Source organism: Thalassospira lucentensis, from assembly GCF_011806425.1.
GTDB classification, from domain to species: domain Bacteria; phylum Pseudomonadota; class Alphaproteobacteria; order Rhodospirillales; family Thalassospiraceae; genus Thalassospira; species Thalassospira lucentensis_B.
This window is the reverse complement of the sequence record NZ_JAATOV010000004.1, coordinates 17,109-32,610: the sequence shown is the minus strand read 5'-3', so window position 1 is coordinate 32,610 and position 15,502 is coordinate 17,109. Positions and strand designations below refer to the sequence as shown.

Below are 15,502 nucleotides of genomic sequence, written 5' to 3'. Positions count from 1 at the left end.
CTTTTGGTGTGCTAGTGTCCGTGAAATGATCCCTTATCATGACAAAATGCCGCAGGTGTTCGTGCCCGCGGCATTTTTTTTCGTCGTCTTTTTGTTCGAAAACCTATCGCGTTCTGGGTGGTGTTGGCATGATAAATGAAGACTTATGCGTTTATTTGTAAGATAATGTTCACTTCTTGCGTGGGGGTAAAATGGGGGAAACTGACCAATATCAAAGATCTATTGTGCGGGCCGGGGTTTAAAGACCTGTTCCGTAGGGGATATAAAATGTGTGGAAAATCGCACATATTTATTTTCGAGAATTATAAACCGTTATTTGGTTAAAGTGATTTTTCGATGTTTTTTGATATTGAGGTTATCAAGCGGAAAACGCATCTTGCTTTCAACGCAGACACAGAAGGGCGCCATTGAATGTTTGTCCTGAGCACCGATGGCGGGTGGGACCTGATGTGTCGCTAAGACTTAACTGTCTTGGAATGCGTGGTGGGAAAGTGGGCGGTTTCTTCTGCGTAAGCTGGAAGAACCGCCTTTTTCTTTATCTGGCAAGGGAAGCTTGTAATCGGAAGCAAACAGGGCGCACTGTGATGCCCTGATACCGATCACACGGTAAATAATAAAAAACACCATGCGTAACATAGGATTTAAGGGAAGGAGGTCGAACGCGATGAAACTGGCCGTTCCAAAGGAAATATGGCCCGGTGAGAAGCGCGTTGCCGTCACACCAGAGACAGTCAAAAAGCTGAAATCACTGGGGTTTGACGTTGCAATTGAAGCTGGCGCCGGAATAGATGCCGCCATACCCGACGATCGTTTTGTCGATGCCGGGGCAACCATTGCCAAGACAATGAAAACCACCGTTAAGGATGCCGATGTCATCTTTAAGGTGCGCCCACCTGTCATTGACGGTAAAACCAATGAGCTTAGTGCTTATAAAAAGGGGGCCGCGGTTGTGGCCCTGCTTGAACCATTTGACCGCAAAGAGCTTCTTGATGCCATGGCCAAGGCCGGTGTCGATGGCTATTCCATGGAATTGATGCCGCGTATTTCACGCGCACAGTCGATGGATGTTTTGTCGTCGCAGTCCAACCTTGCGGGCTATCGCGCGGTGCTTGACGCCGCCCATGAATTTGGCCGCATTTACCCGATGATGATGACCGCAGCGGGCACACTTGCCCCGGCGCGCGTTGTTGTGGTTGGGGCCGGTGTTGCCGGTTTGCAGGCGATTGCAACTGCCAAGCGCCTTGGTGCTGTGGTGTCCGCATTTGATGTGCGCCCGGCGGTTAAGGAACAGGTTCAGTCGCTTGGCGGGACGTTTATTGAAGTCGACGACGACAGTGCAAAAGATGCCGAGACATCCGGTGGCTATGCCAAGGAAATGTCGGACGACTACAAGAAAAAGCAGGCCGATAAGCTTAAGGAAGTTCTGGCGAAAACCGATGTTGTGATCACAACAGCGCTTATCCCCGGCCGTCCGGCCCCGGAAATTGTCACCGCCGATATGGTGGCAGGCATGAAACCGGGTTCGGTGATCATTGATTTGGCAGCCGAACGCGGTGGCAATGTGGCGGGTGTGAAACTTGGCCAGACCTTCACGACGGATAACGGCGTGAAATTGATTGGCCCGGAAAACATCACAAGTGCGGTCGCAACCGATGCAACCGCGATGTATGCCAAGAATCTTTTGAACTTCATCACGCTTTCTGTCGATACGGAAAAGGGCGCATTGGTCTTTGATGGCGAAGATCAGATCATCAAAGAAACCCGCCTGACCCACGATGGAAAGATCGTTCACCCGAAATTCGGTGGCGAGGAGGTCGCAAATGGCTGATCAGTCGGTAACCCAAAATGCCAATGAGCTGCGCGATGCAGCCCTTGGAATGGCCGAAAAGGCTGCACAGTTGGCCGATAAGCTGGCCAATGGTGCGGGGGACGCGGCCAACACCGTAACAACCACCGTTCACAGTACGGGTGTCAGCCCGACGGTGATGGGGCTTACGGTTTTCGTTCTGGCCTGCTTTGTTGGCTATTACGTTGTGTGGAAAGTAACCCCGGCACTTCATTCGCCCTTGATGGCGGTGACCAATGCCATTTCGTCGGTGATCATTGTTGGTGCGCTTCTGGCGTCCGGCCCGGTTGACATGAACCTGTCCAAGGTCATGGGCTTCCTTGCTGTTGTGCTGGCGTCGGTCAATATCTTTGGCGGCTTCATTGTTGCCCAGCGCATGCTGCAAATGTTCAAGAAGAAGAAGTAGGGGGAACACACAATGTCGGAAAACCTATCGGCTTTCCTTTATCTGGTGGCCTCGGTCTGCTTCATCCTGTCATTGCGCGGGCTGTCGTCACCTGACTCTGCACGTACGGGCAATATCCTTGGCATGGTGGGGATGGCAATCGCCATTGCGACCACGCTGGCATCGCCCGAGGTGCTGTCTTATACCACCATTATCGTCGGCATTCTGATTGGCGGTTCGATCGGTACGGTGATCGCGCTTAAGATCAAAATGACTGCGCTGCCGCAATTGGTGGCGGCCTTTCACTCGCTTGTCGGTTTGGCGGCTGTGTTTGTCGCCGGTGCTGCCCTTTATTCGCCGGGTGCCTATGGCATCGGAACGGCGGGTAATATCGGTGCAGCCAGCCTGATTGAAATGGGGCTGGGTGTTGCGATTGGTGCCATCACCTTTACCGGGTCGTTGGTAGCGTTTGGCAAGTTGCAGGGCATTGTCTCGGGCACGCCTGTGCGCTTTACCGGGCAGCATATGCTGAACCTTGCGATCGCGATTGCGATTGTTGTCTTTGGCGTCATTTTGGTGGTGACCGAAAGCCACATGGCGTTTTGGATTTTGGTAATCCTGGCCCTTGTTCTGGGCATCACGTTGATCATTCCGATTGGCGGGGCGGACATGCCGGTTGTTGTGTCCATGCTGAACTCGTATTCGGGTTGGGCGGCATGTGGCATCGGCTTTACGCTGCAAAATAATGCCTTGATCATCACCGGTGCGCTGGTGGGGGCATCGGGTGCGATCCTGTCTTACATCATGTGTAAAGGCATGAACCGGTCGATCTTTAACGTCATCTTTGGCGGCTTTGGCGCCGAAGGCGAAAGTGCCGCTGTTGCCGGTGGCGATGCGGATCGTCCTGTGAAGTCGGGGTCTGCTGATGATGCGTCATTCATCATGAAAAACGCATCTAGCGTGATCATCGTGCCGGGCTATGGCATGGCGGTCGCGCAGGCACAGCATGCGCTGCGTGAAATGGCCGATATCCTTAAGGCCGAGGGCGTTAAGGTGCGTTATGCCATTCACCCGGTTGCGGGGCGTATGCCCGGTCACATGAATGTGCTGCTGGCGGAAGCCAATGTGCCCTATGAAGACGTGTTGGAAATGGACGAAATCAACCGTGATTTCGGGTCGGCGGATGTGGCCTTTGTGATTGGGGCCAACGACATCACCAACCCGGCGGCCAAAACCGATCCATCCAGCCCGATCTTTGGCATGCCGATCCTTGAGGTCGAAAAAGCCAAAACCGTGCTGTTCATCAAACGTGGCATGTCGGCTGGTTATGCCGGCATTCAGAACGAGTTGTTCTTTAAGGACAATACGATGATGCTGTTTGGTGACGCCAAAAAGATGTGTGAGGAAATCGTCGGTCATCTGGATGATTAGCCGAATATCAGAGCTAAGATTTGTAGAAAGAAAGGCGGCCCATTTGGGCCGCCTTTCTTTATTTCTTGGCTTTGCACAAGAGGTTGAAAAATCTAGTAACAGATTATCTGCATTTTTGAGGTTTACAGTTCTTTCTCATGCACCGTTTTGGAGGACTCATAGCTGATACAACAATAGATTTTGATAGGTCGGTCGCCCATTTTTTGTCTAACTGATAAGCATCTTCGTTCGTATGCTCTTCGTATAGAGGGTCACCAAATGCCTCTTCCCAAAGGGCGTTTGCGTTGCTTGAGCAGTTTTGCCAGTTTTGTGTATCTGCGCTGTCTTGCATTCCAAAATATGGGAAGTGATGTAAGTAATGGCCAAAGACGGCGTCACAATCATTGTGATATTTCTCGGTATCCATGATGTGCGCATGCCAAAATAGGTCGATTGTCCTATTTGGGACAACTACGGTCTCGTCTTGGGTCACTTCAAGTGCGGCCGATAATGCTAAGAACTTTCGGTACTCATTCTCCATTATATCGACAGCTTCCTGTGTCCATCCTTGAACCTCGACCATTTTTCGTTTTTGTAGATTGAAATCTAGGCCCGCGACGATTTGAGTGCATTTAGTAAGAGCTTCAGCTAAGGCTGCGTTCATGACGTCCTCCGTTTTATTGGGGAATATAAATCTATCATGGGTTGAATTTTATTTCACTTAAGTAAGTTATTCTTTGGGGTGGTTAGGCTTCAAAAACGCAGGAAAAAACTAAAGTTCTTCTCTATAGGTGAAGTTTGAGCGCGAAATTTTTTTTTGTTCATCTGGATGACTAGCGGTTAAGCATGATCCATCGATCTTAGCGAAAGGGCAGTCCATCGGGCTGCCCTTTTTGTTTGGTCGCGGTGGCTGGGGTGGGATCAAAGAAGGTTTCGGTGCCGGGACTGTAGACGTCAGTTTCAGCCAAACCCTTTGCGGTTAAAGCCATAAACGAAAACACCCGCCTGATCTGTGTCAGGCGGGTGTTTTTTGTGGTGCTGTGGTCGCAAGATGGGGTTAGAGAACCATTGCGGCGACCCAGGCAAACAGGACCATACCGAAGTTGGCGTGGATGAAGGTTGGGATGACGGAGTCTTTGACGTGGTCATGCTGGCCGTCGGCATTAAGGCCCGAAGTGGCGCCGAGCGTAATGGTCGATGCCGGGGAGCCTGCATCCCCCAATGCCGCCGAGGCACCCAGCAGGGCAATGGTTGCCATGGGTGAAAAGCCAAGGGCCAAGGCCAGCGGGATATAGATCGGGGCCAAGATCGGCACGCTGGCAAAGGAATCGCCAAAGCCAATGGTGATGAACAGGCCGACCAGCAGCATGATCAAAGCACCAAGTGCCTTGTTGTCGCCGATCAGTTCGGCACTGGCTTGCACCAGTGGGGCAATTTCGCCGGTGGCATCCAAAACCCCGGCAAAGCCCGACGCAATGGTAATGATCACGGCAATCTGCGCCATCATGCGCATGCCTTCGGTAAAGACGTCATCCTGTTCGCGCCAGCGAAACACACCCGATGCCGCCAAAATGACAAAGCCGATCATCGCACCGATCAAAAGGCTGTCAAATTTCAACTGACAAATCAGGGCGGCGGCCAAGGCCGCAAGGGTTGCGATCAGTTGCAGCGGGTTAATCTTAACCGGCTCGGCAGTTTTAAGGGCAAGGGCGGATGTTTCGTCCGTCACGTAGTCGCGCGGTTTGCGGTATGTGATGAACACCGCCACCAGCATGCCAGCAATAATCCCCATCACCGGCAGAAACATTGCGCGCGGGGCCATATCGGCTGTCATGGACAGGTTATACGCCGCCCCGACGTCGTTGACATTGGCCATCAGGATTTCGTTGAGGTAAATCGCGCCAAAACCGGTGGGCAGCAGCAGGTAAGACGTGCTCATGGAGCAGGCGAGAATGCAGGCAACCGCACGGCGATCCATGCGCAGCTTGTTAAATACGCCCAAAAGGGGCGGGATCATCACCGGGATAAAGGCAATATGCACCGGCACAAGGTTCTGTGAAATCAGCGAGCAGAAGATAAAGATCGCAAACAGGAACCATTTCAGGCCCTTGGATGTGGATTGTGCATCCGTGCCAACCTGGGCGGCGATTTTTTGCGCGAACAAATCCAACAGGCCAGAGCGGGCAATCGCAACCGCAAAGGCCCCGATCATCACATAGGTCATGCCGACCTGCGCACCAACCAACAGATTGTCATTCAGTGCGCCAATGGCAGTCGCGGTATCCATGCCCGCATGTAACCCGCCAAGCAAGGCGGCCGAAATCAGCGCAATGGGAACCGGTACCCGCAACAAACACAGCGCGATCATGACCGCAATGGTCAGAAGCACGGCATTGATATGATAGTCGGCGATCATCGCGATGCCGTAAATGGCGGCAAAGGCAACGATAACCGGCAGAACGCGGGTCAGGCGATATCGGCCAGTATAATCCGCTGCGGCGGGGACCGCATCGGCAGTGGGGCGATAGGACACAGTCAGGTCTCCCTGTTGGACAAGCGAGCGTCACACATGCCGCGTCCCGGTCGGGCCAAAACAGATCGGTCTGATGGGGGATTTCATAAAAAGAAGGGCAGCACGCATGACGATTGATCTTAAGCGGCGTGTTTAGCCCAATTCTACGTGACGTCAAACTTATATTGCTTGGGATTTGGCCGATTAAACGCCGGGCACGCAGACGGCGGAACTTTATTAAGCGCTAAGCCGTTAAGATTAAATGCGCCGTTTTTGCTGGTCTGCTTATGGGGCGGGCGGTTGCCTTTTTTAGGTCCGATGTGCTGCGTATAAGTTTAAAACAGCGTGTGTTAAGTGGGTTCTGGTTGGGGAACATCCCATGTTTCGGTTGGTGAAAATTTCGTTGGTGTTGGTGGTTGTTCTGTCGGTCGCATTGGTGGCGTCGATGGGATTGACCGTGCTGACCTATGTGCGCCTGACCGCCGAAACCCCGATTGCGTCGCTTTATTTTGTGCCGGTGTCGGAAGATGTTTTTACCGCCCATCTGGTGTCCGATGATGATGGCGTTGGTGGAACTTATGAGATTTATGGCGATCAGTGGCGCATTGATGCCGAGTTTTTAAAGCTTAAGCCATGGGCCAATATTCTGGGCATGGATGCGCGTTATAAGCTTGTGCGGTTTGAAGGACGGTATGGCGATATTGAGAAAGAAAACACCCGACCGCATCTGGCCTATGAACTTGGTCAGGGCGATGTGCGCGACATTGCCAATTACCTTTCGGACTGGAACTTTTTTGTCGATGCCGAATATGGCAGTTCGACCTTTACCGATATTGCGCCAGATGTGATTTACACGGTGTATCGCGGGCAGGCGGGGATTTTGGTGCGATCAGAGCCGATGCCAAAGCCGATTGGCTATGAGCCGTCTGTGCTTGATGACATCCGGGCATGGGTTTCTGGCAATTGACCCTTTGCCCCTTGTCCCTGGTGTCTGATCCGTCAAGCTTTGTTACTGGCACGCCGATGCTGGCAGATGGCGGGAATTCGATCTGCAAGTCAGCTTAGAAAACAAATCCCCCGCCAAAGGGTTTGGCGGGGGATGGGTTAGCCAAAGGCACGTTGTAGGGCAGGCACCCTTGATAAGATAAGCACATCAAGTGCCAGCACTGTCACAAGGGTTATTCCGGTAAGAGGGAAGGCCAAGGACAGAACCAGCATCAGGAACACAGCGCCCTTCCACAGTGGCAAATTGTTGGGAAGCGGCGGCGGGGTTAAACGCAGACTTTGCGCATTTGCCGGACGGCGCATCCACCACATCACAATCCCACTGATACACAGGAAGATGACGGTCAGGCAGAAAAGCGTATTGGCGATGACATTCCACCATCCTAGATCGCCCTGATGAAGGGCAATCCCAACGGCCATGCTTTTGGCGCCAAGCGAATAGTCATCATATGTGACTTGGGCCAGAACCTTGCCGCTATATTGGTCGATATGAATGGTGCGGTCCCCGGTGGGAGGGACGCTATCGCCACTCATGGTGTCGGCGGAAAGGGTGTAAACGCCGTCTTCGCCATGCGGCAGGTTGATGCGGTACTGGCCGCTAAACCCGATGGAGCGCGCGAAGGTGTTCATGCTGTCAAGGTTGATAGCCGTACCTTTTGGAAGGCCGGTTGTGCCGATGTCTGATCCGGATGCGGGCATCGGGGTCTGTTCGAGGCCCCATGGTGCATCATGCAGTACGCCATGGTTCATATCGGCATGGATATCGTCAGAAAGTGGAACATTATCCCATTTTTCGGCGGGAAAGGTGCTCCAGGCTTGAACGAACTGTCCACCCCATATTCCAGCCCAAGACAGGCCGGAAATCAGGAAAAAGAACAAAACAACAGATATGTAAAAACCTGATGTGACATGGAGTTCTTTCCAGAATGTCCGACGCGTTGCTGAAAAATCGGGCCAAAGTACCCTGCGAAGGCCTTTGCCGTTGCGGGGCCACCACATATAGAGGCCTGTGATTATTAGAACGATGCCAAGACCTGCGGCAATTTCGATCAGGCGGTCACCAAGATCGCCAATCAGAAGTTCGCCGTGGATATCACTTGCCCAATAAAACCAACTGTCATCTTTGACAATGGTTTCACGGATTTCGGTGGTGACCGGGTCAACGGTGACAACATGCTGCTTTCCGCCGCTATCGACCAGAAACATGGTGGCAAGGTTATCGTCAATCGGCGCGATATATTGGCTGACTGATCCGTCCGGAAGGCTGTTGGCGGCGGCCTTGGCCTGTGCGGTCAGGGATTGATGTTGGCCAGCGGACGCAAGGATGCGGTCACCAAAGCGTGTTTCGATGACGTTGAAATACATCATCATCAGGCCGGTCACAGCCAGCATCAAAAGGAACGGGACGACATAGAGGCCAGCATAAAAATGCCAGCGCCATGCGGCCATATAGAATTTGCGTGAAACTGTGCGTTGTTCGCGATCACGCACAGGCGCATCCGCCAAAGCGGTTTGCTTTGTCATGGAGATGTACCTTTTTCATCAGAAATGCACAAAAAACCGCAGAAAGCTGCGATGAGGAAGTGCAATCACTGCGGTCAATGATGGGCAGATCAGACGAAGAAGGGTGGGGCGCGCGGGATCGCGGGTGTGTCATGGATTGCCACACGCAGTTCAACCCGTCTGGGCAGTTGGGGGAACACACGTGTTACGAATTCGATCGGTGTCGGAACGGATGGATTATCGGGCAGGATAACCGCCGCAGCGATACGACAGAATTCGCACGACTCAAGCAATCCCTTGTCGTTGTCCGGATCGCTTGCCTGGCCACTCAGGCACAGAACGGGAAGCGTGCCGTCAGGCAAGGCATAATTTGCAAGATCCGCGTCGGGAACGGGTCCAAATGACGCCAGCTTGTGCGACACACCCGCAAGCATCAAGGCTGTCACGCATAAAATGCGGACCATCAACCGAGCTTTTGATCGCAAACCTGACATGGATCGTTCCCCAAGTGATGTCATTGAGGGGAGCTCAATGACAACGACCTGTATTCTTTTTAGCCGATTTCAAAGGACTAGACCACGAGAATTATTCGGTTTTGAAATCTGGGGAATCAGCAGGGGCCATAAAAAACCAAACCCGCCCGGATTGCTCCGAGGCGGGTTTGGCGCACGGGTCCGAATTTAGCGCGCTAAATTCGACCATGCAGTATCACGTTCGAGATACCCCGAAAGTGAAAAAGAAGACTAGAAGCCTTCACGCTCGATGCGCTTACGCTCCAGCTTGCGGGAACGACGGACTGCTTCCGCCCCTTCGCGAGCTTTCTTCTCCGACGGCTTTTCAAAGTGACGACGGAGTTTCATCTCACGGAAAATGCCCTCACGCTGCATCTTTTTCTTAAGGGCTTTCAGAGCCTGATCGACATTGTTGTCGCGAACGATTACCTGCACGGAAACCACGCTCCTTTCAAAAAAACAAAAACACCCGGACAGGCGGAATGCCTACCGGTTGGATTTACGGTCAACATGACCGTGGGCTGTATATAGTGCAAACCGGCGAAAAAGAAAAGAGGGAAGAGGATATTCGCCTTTGGCGTTTATTCGTGGGGCTGGCTTAAAACGCCAAGGCATGATGGGGGATGCATAGGGGCTTTACACAGGGGGCATTTTGGTTGGATATAGGGCTATGTCGATCCTTAGAATTGCCCGGATGGGCCACCCGGTTTTACGTGCTGTCGCAGACCGGGTCGAAGACCCGCTTGATCCTGAGATCCAGCAACTGATTGCGGATATGATGGACACCATGAAGGATGCCGGGGGCGTTGGCCTTGCGGCGCCACAGGTGTTTCAATCCAAAGCGATCATGGTCTATTTTGTGCCGTCTCTTCGCAAAAGCGATGATCCCGACGATGGTGAAGTTCCGCTGAGCGTTCTGATCAACCCGGAAATAGAGGCGATTGGCGATGAAATCGTTGATGGCTGGGAAGGCTGTTTGTCGATTCCCGGATTGCAGGGCGTGGTGCCGCGTTGGAACAAAATCCGTTACCGCGGGTTAAATGAAAAGGGCGAAGAAGTTGAAGGCATCGCGGGTGGTTTCCATGCGCGTGTGCTGCAACACGAATATGATCATTTGATCGGCGTGATGTATCCGGAACGTATAGAAGATATGACGTTGCTTGGTTTCAACGAAGAATTACGCGAATACCCGCCTGAAACGACATTCAGGCAAGCCGCGGCATCGGGTGATGCGGTGGTCGAGTCTGATGAACCTTAAGGAGGCATAAATGACCGTTTCCGAAAGCATATCCCGACTGCGCGCCCAGCGCGAAGCCTTGGTCGAAGCCGCATTGGAACATGTGCCTTTTGATGGTTGGACCAAGCAGGCCTTGTTGGCCGGGGCCGAGGACCTTGATCTGGCACCGGGCGAGGTTGATCGCCTTTTGCCACAGGGCACCGGACAGGCGATCATCACCTTTGTCGAGCTGACCGACCGCAAGATGGTCGAGGCACTCGATGAACTGTCACTTGATCAGATGAAAATCCGTGAACGGATCGCGGTTGCGGTGAAAACCCGTCTTGATCTTGTGGAAAAGCATAAAGATGCCGTGCGGGCCGCCCTTGCATGGACCGCGTTGCCGCAAAATGTCGCCAAGGGGCTTAAACTGACCCATGGGACGGTTGATAAAATGTGGATTGCCGCGGGCGACACATCGACCGATCACAATTGGTACACCAAGCGCATGTTGCTGGCGGGTGTCTATGCATCGACATTGGCCTATTGGCTTGATGACACATCCGAGGGCCATGGCGATACATGGGCGTTTTTGGATCGCCGGATTGGCAATGTGATGCAAATCCCGAAAATCACCGGCAAGATCAGCAAAGCTGGCGCAATTGCCAAAGCACCGTTTAAGATCGGTGCCAAGGTTGCCCGCTGTATGCCGACACCGGGGCGTATCCGCCGCCAGTTTAGCAGTTAAGTTCAAGCCAACTTCTGCCGACAGATAAAACAAAACGCCACCGGCATAATGCGCGGTGGCGTTTTTTTGTGGCGGTGCCAAAGGAAACTCAGCACGGTGTGTTTGTTTTAGGCTTAAGACCCAAGACCTAAGATGTCGGGTCGAGGAAGCTTAGCAACGTGCGATCCGGCTCGTTGGCTTTTTCCATTTCCGCGGCAAGGTTGATCGCGATTGGCCCGGTGACGTAATTTTCGTCGTCGGAATTATTGTCATCGCTGGCGACATTGGTGTCGCGTGATTTTGGTTTGGCGGCGAGGGCGACCAATTCATGGGGCGGGGTGCCCATCCACATGCCTTTGCGGTTTTCCTTGGCAAAGGCCTGATCGCGCAAATATGTCGCACAGGTCGGGTTGCTGTCGCAGCTGGCCATATCGACCAAGGCCCAGCCGGCACGCAGCAAAAGACGGTTCAGGTCACTGCGCCCCATGGTGCATTCGGTCAGCATCGGAAACAGTTGGGTTTCTGAGACTTGCTGGCATTTAACCGCATAGTTTTCGATGATGCGGCGCAGGGCCTGTGTGGCGGCGTCACCGCATTGAAATTCAATGCTGCCCGCCCGGCAGATCATGCCGGTACGCGGGGCGCGAATGCCAAACAGTTCGACAATCATATTCCCAAAACGCAGCTTGTCGCCTTCGATGACTTGCGGGAAGCCCGCAGCACCGGGGGCCGCAACAGCGCGGTTTTGGGGACCCTGAATAAACAGGACGCCAAACAGTACCGAAACAATGAAGAGCAGTTTTTTCATCGCGTTTCATCCGAAAAGAGTTTCCTGCCTTCCTATCAGCAAGTCTGATGCCAGTTCGCCCGGCACAAAATGCTTGGCCGGGTGTTTTGGCGGTAACGGATTGATGCGCAAAGAAAAGCCCCGGATACAGTGTGGTATCCGGGGCGTAAATGCGGGGTTCTGGGACCGGGGTATCAGCCTTATTTTGGCAGGACCCAGGTGACGTGGCCCATTTTGCGGCCCGGTTTTGCTTCGGCCTTGCCATACAGGTGCAGTTTTGCCGTCGGGTCGGCCAAAATTGCCTGCCAGTCGTTAATGTCGTCACCCAAAAGGTTTTTCATCCGGGCTTTGGAATGATGGGTCGGATCGCCAAGCGGCAGGCCACAGACAGCCCGGATAAATTGTTCGAACTGGCTGGTGACACAGGCATCAATCGTCCAATGCCCGGAATTGTGTGGGCGCGGAGCGACCTCATTGACCAGAATGCTGCCATCGGTGGTGACAAACATTTCAACCGCCAGCAGACCCACAAATTCCATCGCATGGGCGAGTTTGATCGCCATGGCTTCGGCCTTTTTCGACAGGTCATCGGCGATTTCTGCCGGGGCGACGGTGACATCGAGAATATGGTTGGTATGCACGTTTTCGACCGGGCAGAAGCAGGCGGTATCGCCGGTGACACCGCGCGCGACAATGACCGAGATTTCGCGTTCAAACGAAATGAAACCTTCAAGGATGGCTTCGGCATTGTTCATTTCGGCCCAAGCATCGGCAAGATCGATCTCGTCGGTGATCTTGACCTGACCTTTGCCGTCATAGCCCATTTCGGTGGTTTTCAGAACCGATGGGCGGCCAAGTTTGGCAACGGCGGATTCGAGATCGGCAAGGGAACGGACGGCCTCAAACGGGGCGGTGCCGATGCCATGATCATTGCAGAAGGATTTTTCGCGCAGACGGTTTTGCGAAAGATGCAGACATTTCCAACCCGGACGCACCGGGACCAGTTCGGACAGCAATTTCACACTATCATGGGGGACATTTTCAAATTCAAATGTCACCACATCGACATCTTCGGCAAAGGCGCGCAGGGCATCAAGATCATCGTAATTGGCAACGGTTGCCTTGGCACAGACCTGTTCGGTCGGGCTGTCAGAACCCGGACCAAACACATGGACCTTGTAACCAAGTTCGGCGGCACAGAAGGCGGCCATTCGGCCCAACTGGCCATTGCCCATGATGCCGATGGTGCTGCCCGGTGCGATAACGCGCGTGTCGAAGTCCTGCGACATGTGTTCCTCGAATGATCATTGGATGCCGGTATGCGGCCGTTGGGTATTTTGTGTTTCGGTGTTTTCGTGCTTTGGCGGTATGTGACCAAAACAAAAACGCGCCCCACCGGGCGCGCATCGTGTGTTGCGTGTTACGGGGCCGGATCAACCGGCGCGTCTGCCACGGCATCGGTTTGGGCCGCGCGCCAGTCATCAAGGCGGCTGGCGAGATTATCATCCATCAGCGCCATGATTTCAGCAGCCATCAGCCCGGCATTCTTTGCCCCGGCCGATCCAATGGCAAGGGTCCCGACCGGAACGCCGCCCGGCATCTGGACAATCGACAGCAAGCTATCCAGCCCTTTAAGGGTTTTGCTTTGTACCGGAACGCCAAGGACGGGAAGCGGGGTCATGGCAGCGGCCATACCCGGAAGGTGGGCGGCACCACCCGCGCCAGCAATGATGACCTTCAGGCCGCGCGATTTTGCCGATTTGGCATAATCATACAGGCGATCAGGGGTGCGATGGGCTGAAACGATTTTCGTTTCATAAGGAACGTTCAGCACATCAAGGACATCTGCAGCGTTTTTCATGGTTTCCCAGTCTGACTGGCTTCCCATAATAATGCCGATGACCGGGGTTTGATCGCTCATGTTGGCGGCTCCGTTTGCGGGCGGTTTCGTGAAGGGCCGCATTATATGCAGCAACCGGTATCATGCAAGCTTACTGACGCGCCAAGACAAGACAGAGTTTTAAACACACGACTGATCGCCGCAAGCGTACGCAAACCTGATCATATGTATAGATCAAGCCTATCCTTATTTATGGTTGAATAGCAGGTGACTTGGCGGCAGTTTTAATTTATTATTTAAGTAATTCTTATATAACTGCGCACGTAGCGCGGAAAGGTCAGACATGAAGGTCACAAGACCGCCATCGTCGATACCCTCTATGGGTGGAGGAGATGGAAGGTATTCATCAAATCCATATACGGCGTTTGCCTATGGCAAGGACGCGACGGGCCGTCGTTCGCGCGATGACCAACGTCATGCCGTGGATATTGATACCGCTGACCTGCCAGATCCCATTGAAAAACCCCCAGTACAAAGTGCCGATATCGCCAATGTTTTGGGCATTCCCGATGAACAGGTAACGCCCGCGGTCGAGCAGGCGATTGGCCGGCTGATGGTGCGGATTAACGGGTTAAGCGATAAGCTGACCAACCTTAAAAAGCATCACAGCCTTTTGGCCCGGACCGAAGGGCGCGATCCGTTTACCGGTGCGCTGAGCCGTCCGGCCTTTATGCAAATCCTTGAAAATGAAATGACCATTCAGGGCACGGATCGAACGACCCGGATGCTGGTTGTGTGTGAATTGGCCAATATTGAAGAGATTTTGCAGCTTCATGGGCAGGACTGCAAAGACGGTGTGTTTCGCCATGTGCATCAAACAATGGCGCAATTTATCATGCCACCCCATCAGTTGGGGTATCTGGGCTGCAATGACTTTGTCGCGTTGCTGTATAATGTCGATAAGGACGATACGCGCCAACGGGCCGATGCCATTATCCGTCAGATTTCCCGCCAACCGTATTCCCATAATGGGCAGGCGGTCGCCGTGCATCCGGTGTTTGGCATTTATGAAATACGCAATGGGGATGATGCGCATTCGGCCTTAAATGCCGCGGATTCTTCGCTGCGTGCGGAAAAACAAACCTGTCTTGCCCAACTTGCCCGCATTCCGTTCGGGGTGTGATTTAAGGCAGCTTGCCTTTGCGGGCATCCATCACCCCGGCGATAAACCTTCCCGCTGACGAAATTGACCGAGAGATCGCTATCGCCACGGCTTTTTAAGGCCGCTGCGTTGTTTTCACGCTGTCACGTGGTGCGGTGAAGGGGCGTGGATTGGTTCAGTTCTATGACGTTGCGTTTTGTGGAACGTCACGGTCGCGCGTTTGCATCTGATATGGGATGCGAGGATGCCAAGATGCAGGGAGGCCGACGGCGTTTAATACGCCGGGCAGGGCACCCCAATATCATGAAGTAAATGGGCGTCCATCAGGCAATGATGTCTGGAACCAGCTGCGACTCGACATAACGAATTTCGTCTTTAAGGCCGAGTTTGCGCTTTTTCATGCGCCCAAGACGCAGTTGGTCGTGATGCGGGGAGCTTGCCATTTGTTCAATGGCAACATCGAGATCCCGGTGTTCCTCGCGCAACGACATCAATTTCTTTTCAATCTCGATCTGATTGATTTCGTCCATTTTTGATCCAGCTTCTTAATCAACGCGAAGTGAGAATGATATTAACAGATATCACATGGGCAACCCA

The 15,502-nt window shown here is 53.2% G+C and carries 16 protein-coding genes; 7 read left to right on the top strand and 9 right to left on the bottom strand.

The genetic code is table 11. The features are described from left to right. Positions 1-664 precede the first annotated feature (664 nt). The 3 genes from HCZ99_RS13675 to HCZ99_RS13665 are packed head-to-tail and all read left to right on the top strand — an operon-like array spanning position 665 to position 3,662. A complete protein-coding gene (locus HCZ99_RS13675; RefSeq protein WP_167447582.1) occupies positions 665-1,828 on the top strand; it encodes a Re/Si-specific NAD(P)(+) transhydrogenase subunit alpha in 1,164 nt (387 codons plus the stop codon). Next, complete coding sequence (locus tag HCZ99_RS13670) at positions 1,821-2,252, top strand: NAD(P) transhydrogenase subunit alpha (protein WP_167447581.1); 432 nt, start codon at positions 1,821-1,823, stop codon at positions 2,250-2,252. The genes HCZ99_RS13675 and HCZ99_RS13670 overlap by 8 nt, the downstream gene beginning before the upstream one ends. 12 nt (positions 2,253-2,264) lie before the next feature. Beyond that, entirely contained in the window at positions 2,265-3,662 is a 1,398-nt protein-coding gene (locus HCZ99_RS13665; RefSeq protein WP_167447580.1) for an NAD(P)(+) transhydrogenase (Re/Si-specific) subunit beta, read from the top strand. Between the two features lie 103 nt (positions 3,663-3,765). On the opposite strand, the gene HCZ99_RS13660 is transcribed toward HCZ99_RS13665, so the two are convergent. Continuing rightward, positions 3,766-4,305, bottom strand: coding sequence for a glycine-rich domain-containing protein (locus tag HCZ99_RS13660; protein ID WP_167447579.1), 540 nt, complete (start codon positions 4,303-4,305; stop codon positions 3,766-3,768). A 393-nt stretch (positions 4,306-4,698) separates the two neighbouring features. Further along, positions 4,699-6,174: a Na+/H+ antiporter family protein gene (locus HCZ99_RS13655; protein WP_368484265.1), complete on the bottom strand. Its 1,476-nt coding sequence runs from the start codon at positions 6,172-6,174 to the stop codon at positions 4,699-4,701. A gap of 358 nt (positions 6,175-6,532) precedes the next feature. Here HCZ99_RS13655 and HCZ99_RS13650 point away from each other — a divergent pair, with 358 nt between their 5' ends. Further along, entirely contained in the window at positions 6,533-7,120 is a 588-nt protein-coding gene (locus HCZ99_RS13650) for a hypothetical protein (RefSeq protein WP_167447578.1), read from the top strand. A gap of 137 nt (positions 7,121-7,257) precedes the next feature. Here the strand turns inward: HCZ99_RS13650 and HCZ99_RS13645 are convergent, their stop codons facing one another. From HCZ99_RS13645 to rpsU, 3 genes are all read right to left on the bottom strand, one after another. Next, entirely contained in the window at positions 7,258-8,682 is a 1,425-nt protein-coding gene (locus HCZ99_RS13645; protein WP_167447577.1) for a PepSY-associated TM helix domain-containing protein, read from the bottom strand. Between the two features lie 89 nt (positions 8,683-8,771). Next, complete coding sequence (locus HCZ99_RS13640; RefSeq protein ID WP_167447576.1) at positions 8,772-9,155, bottom strand: hypothetical protein; 384 nt, start codon at positions 9,153-9,155, stop codon at positions 8,772-8,774. Between the two features lie 249 nt (positions 9,156-9,404). Then, on the bottom strand, positions 9,405-9,608 hold the full coding sequence (gene rpsU, locus HCZ99_RS20715) for a 30S ribosomal protein S21 (protein ID WP_007091098.1): 204 nt from the start codon (positions 9,606-9,608) through the stop codon (positions 9,405-9,407). Positions 9,609-9,843: 235 nt separating this feature from the next. Here rpsU and def point away from each other — a divergent pair, with 235 nt between their 5' ends. Further along, the gene (def, locus tag HCZ99_RS13630; RefSeq protein WP_167447575.1) at positions 9,844-10,431 is read left to right on the top strand and encodes a peptide deformylase; all 588 of its coding nucleotides are present in this window, start codon (positions 9,844-9,846) and stop codon (positions 10,429-10,431) included. Between the two features lie 10 nt (positions 10,432-10,441). Further along, entirely contained in the window at positions 10,442-11,137 is a 696-nt protein-coding gene (locus HCZ99_RS13625) for a COQ9 family protein (protein ID WP_167447574.1), read from the top strand. Between the two features lie 127 nt (positions 11,138-11,264). Here HCZ99_RS13625 and HCZ99_RS13620 read toward each other — a convergent pair whose 3' ends face one another. The 3 genes from HCZ99_RS13620 to purE all read right to left on the bottom strand — a co-directional run bounded on the left by HCZ99_RS13620 (position 11,265) and on the right by purE (position 13,824). Next, positions 11,265-11,924: a thermonuclease family protein gene (locus tag HCZ99_RS13620; RefSeq protein WP_167447573.1), complete on the bottom strand. Its 660-nt coding sequence runs from the start codon at positions 11,922-11,924 to the stop codon at positions 11,265-11,267. Between the two features lie 179 nt (positions 11,925-12,103). Then, on the bottom strand, positions 12,104-13,192 hold the full coding sequence (locus tag HCZ99_RS13615; protein WP_167447572.1) for a 5-(carboxyamino)imidazole ribonucleotide synthase: 1,089 nt from the start codon (positions 13,190-13,192) through the stop codon (positions 12,104-12,106). 131 nt (positions 13,193-13,323) lie between these two features. After that, positions 13,324-13,824, bottom strand: coding sequence for a 5-(carboxyamino)imidazole ribonucleotide mutase (purE, locus tag HCZ99_RS13610; RefSeq protein WP_167447571.1), 501 nt, complete (start codon positions 13,822-13,824; stop codon positions 13,324-13,326). 262 nt (positions 13,825-14,086) lie between these two features. On the opposite strand from purE, the gene HCZ99_RS13605 reads away from it, so the two are divergent. Beyond that, positions 14,087-14,926 carry a GGDEF domain-containing protein gene (locus tag HCZ99_RS13605; protein WP_254869617.1) on the top strand — a complete coding sequence of 280 codons (840 nt, stop codon included), beginning with the start codon at positions 14,087-14,089 and terminating at the stop codon, positions 14,924-14,926. A 302-nt stretch (positions 14,927-15,228) separates the two neighbouring features. Here the strand turns inward: HCZ99_RS13605 and HCZ99_RS13600 are convergent, their stop codons facing one another. Beyond that, positions 15,229-15,435, bottom strand: coding sequence for a YdcH family protein (locus HCZ99_RS13600; RefSeq protein ID WP_167447570.1), 207 nt, complete (start codon positions 15,433-15,435; stop codon positions 15,229-15,231). Between the last annotated feature and the right edge of the window lie 67 nt (positions 15,436-15,502).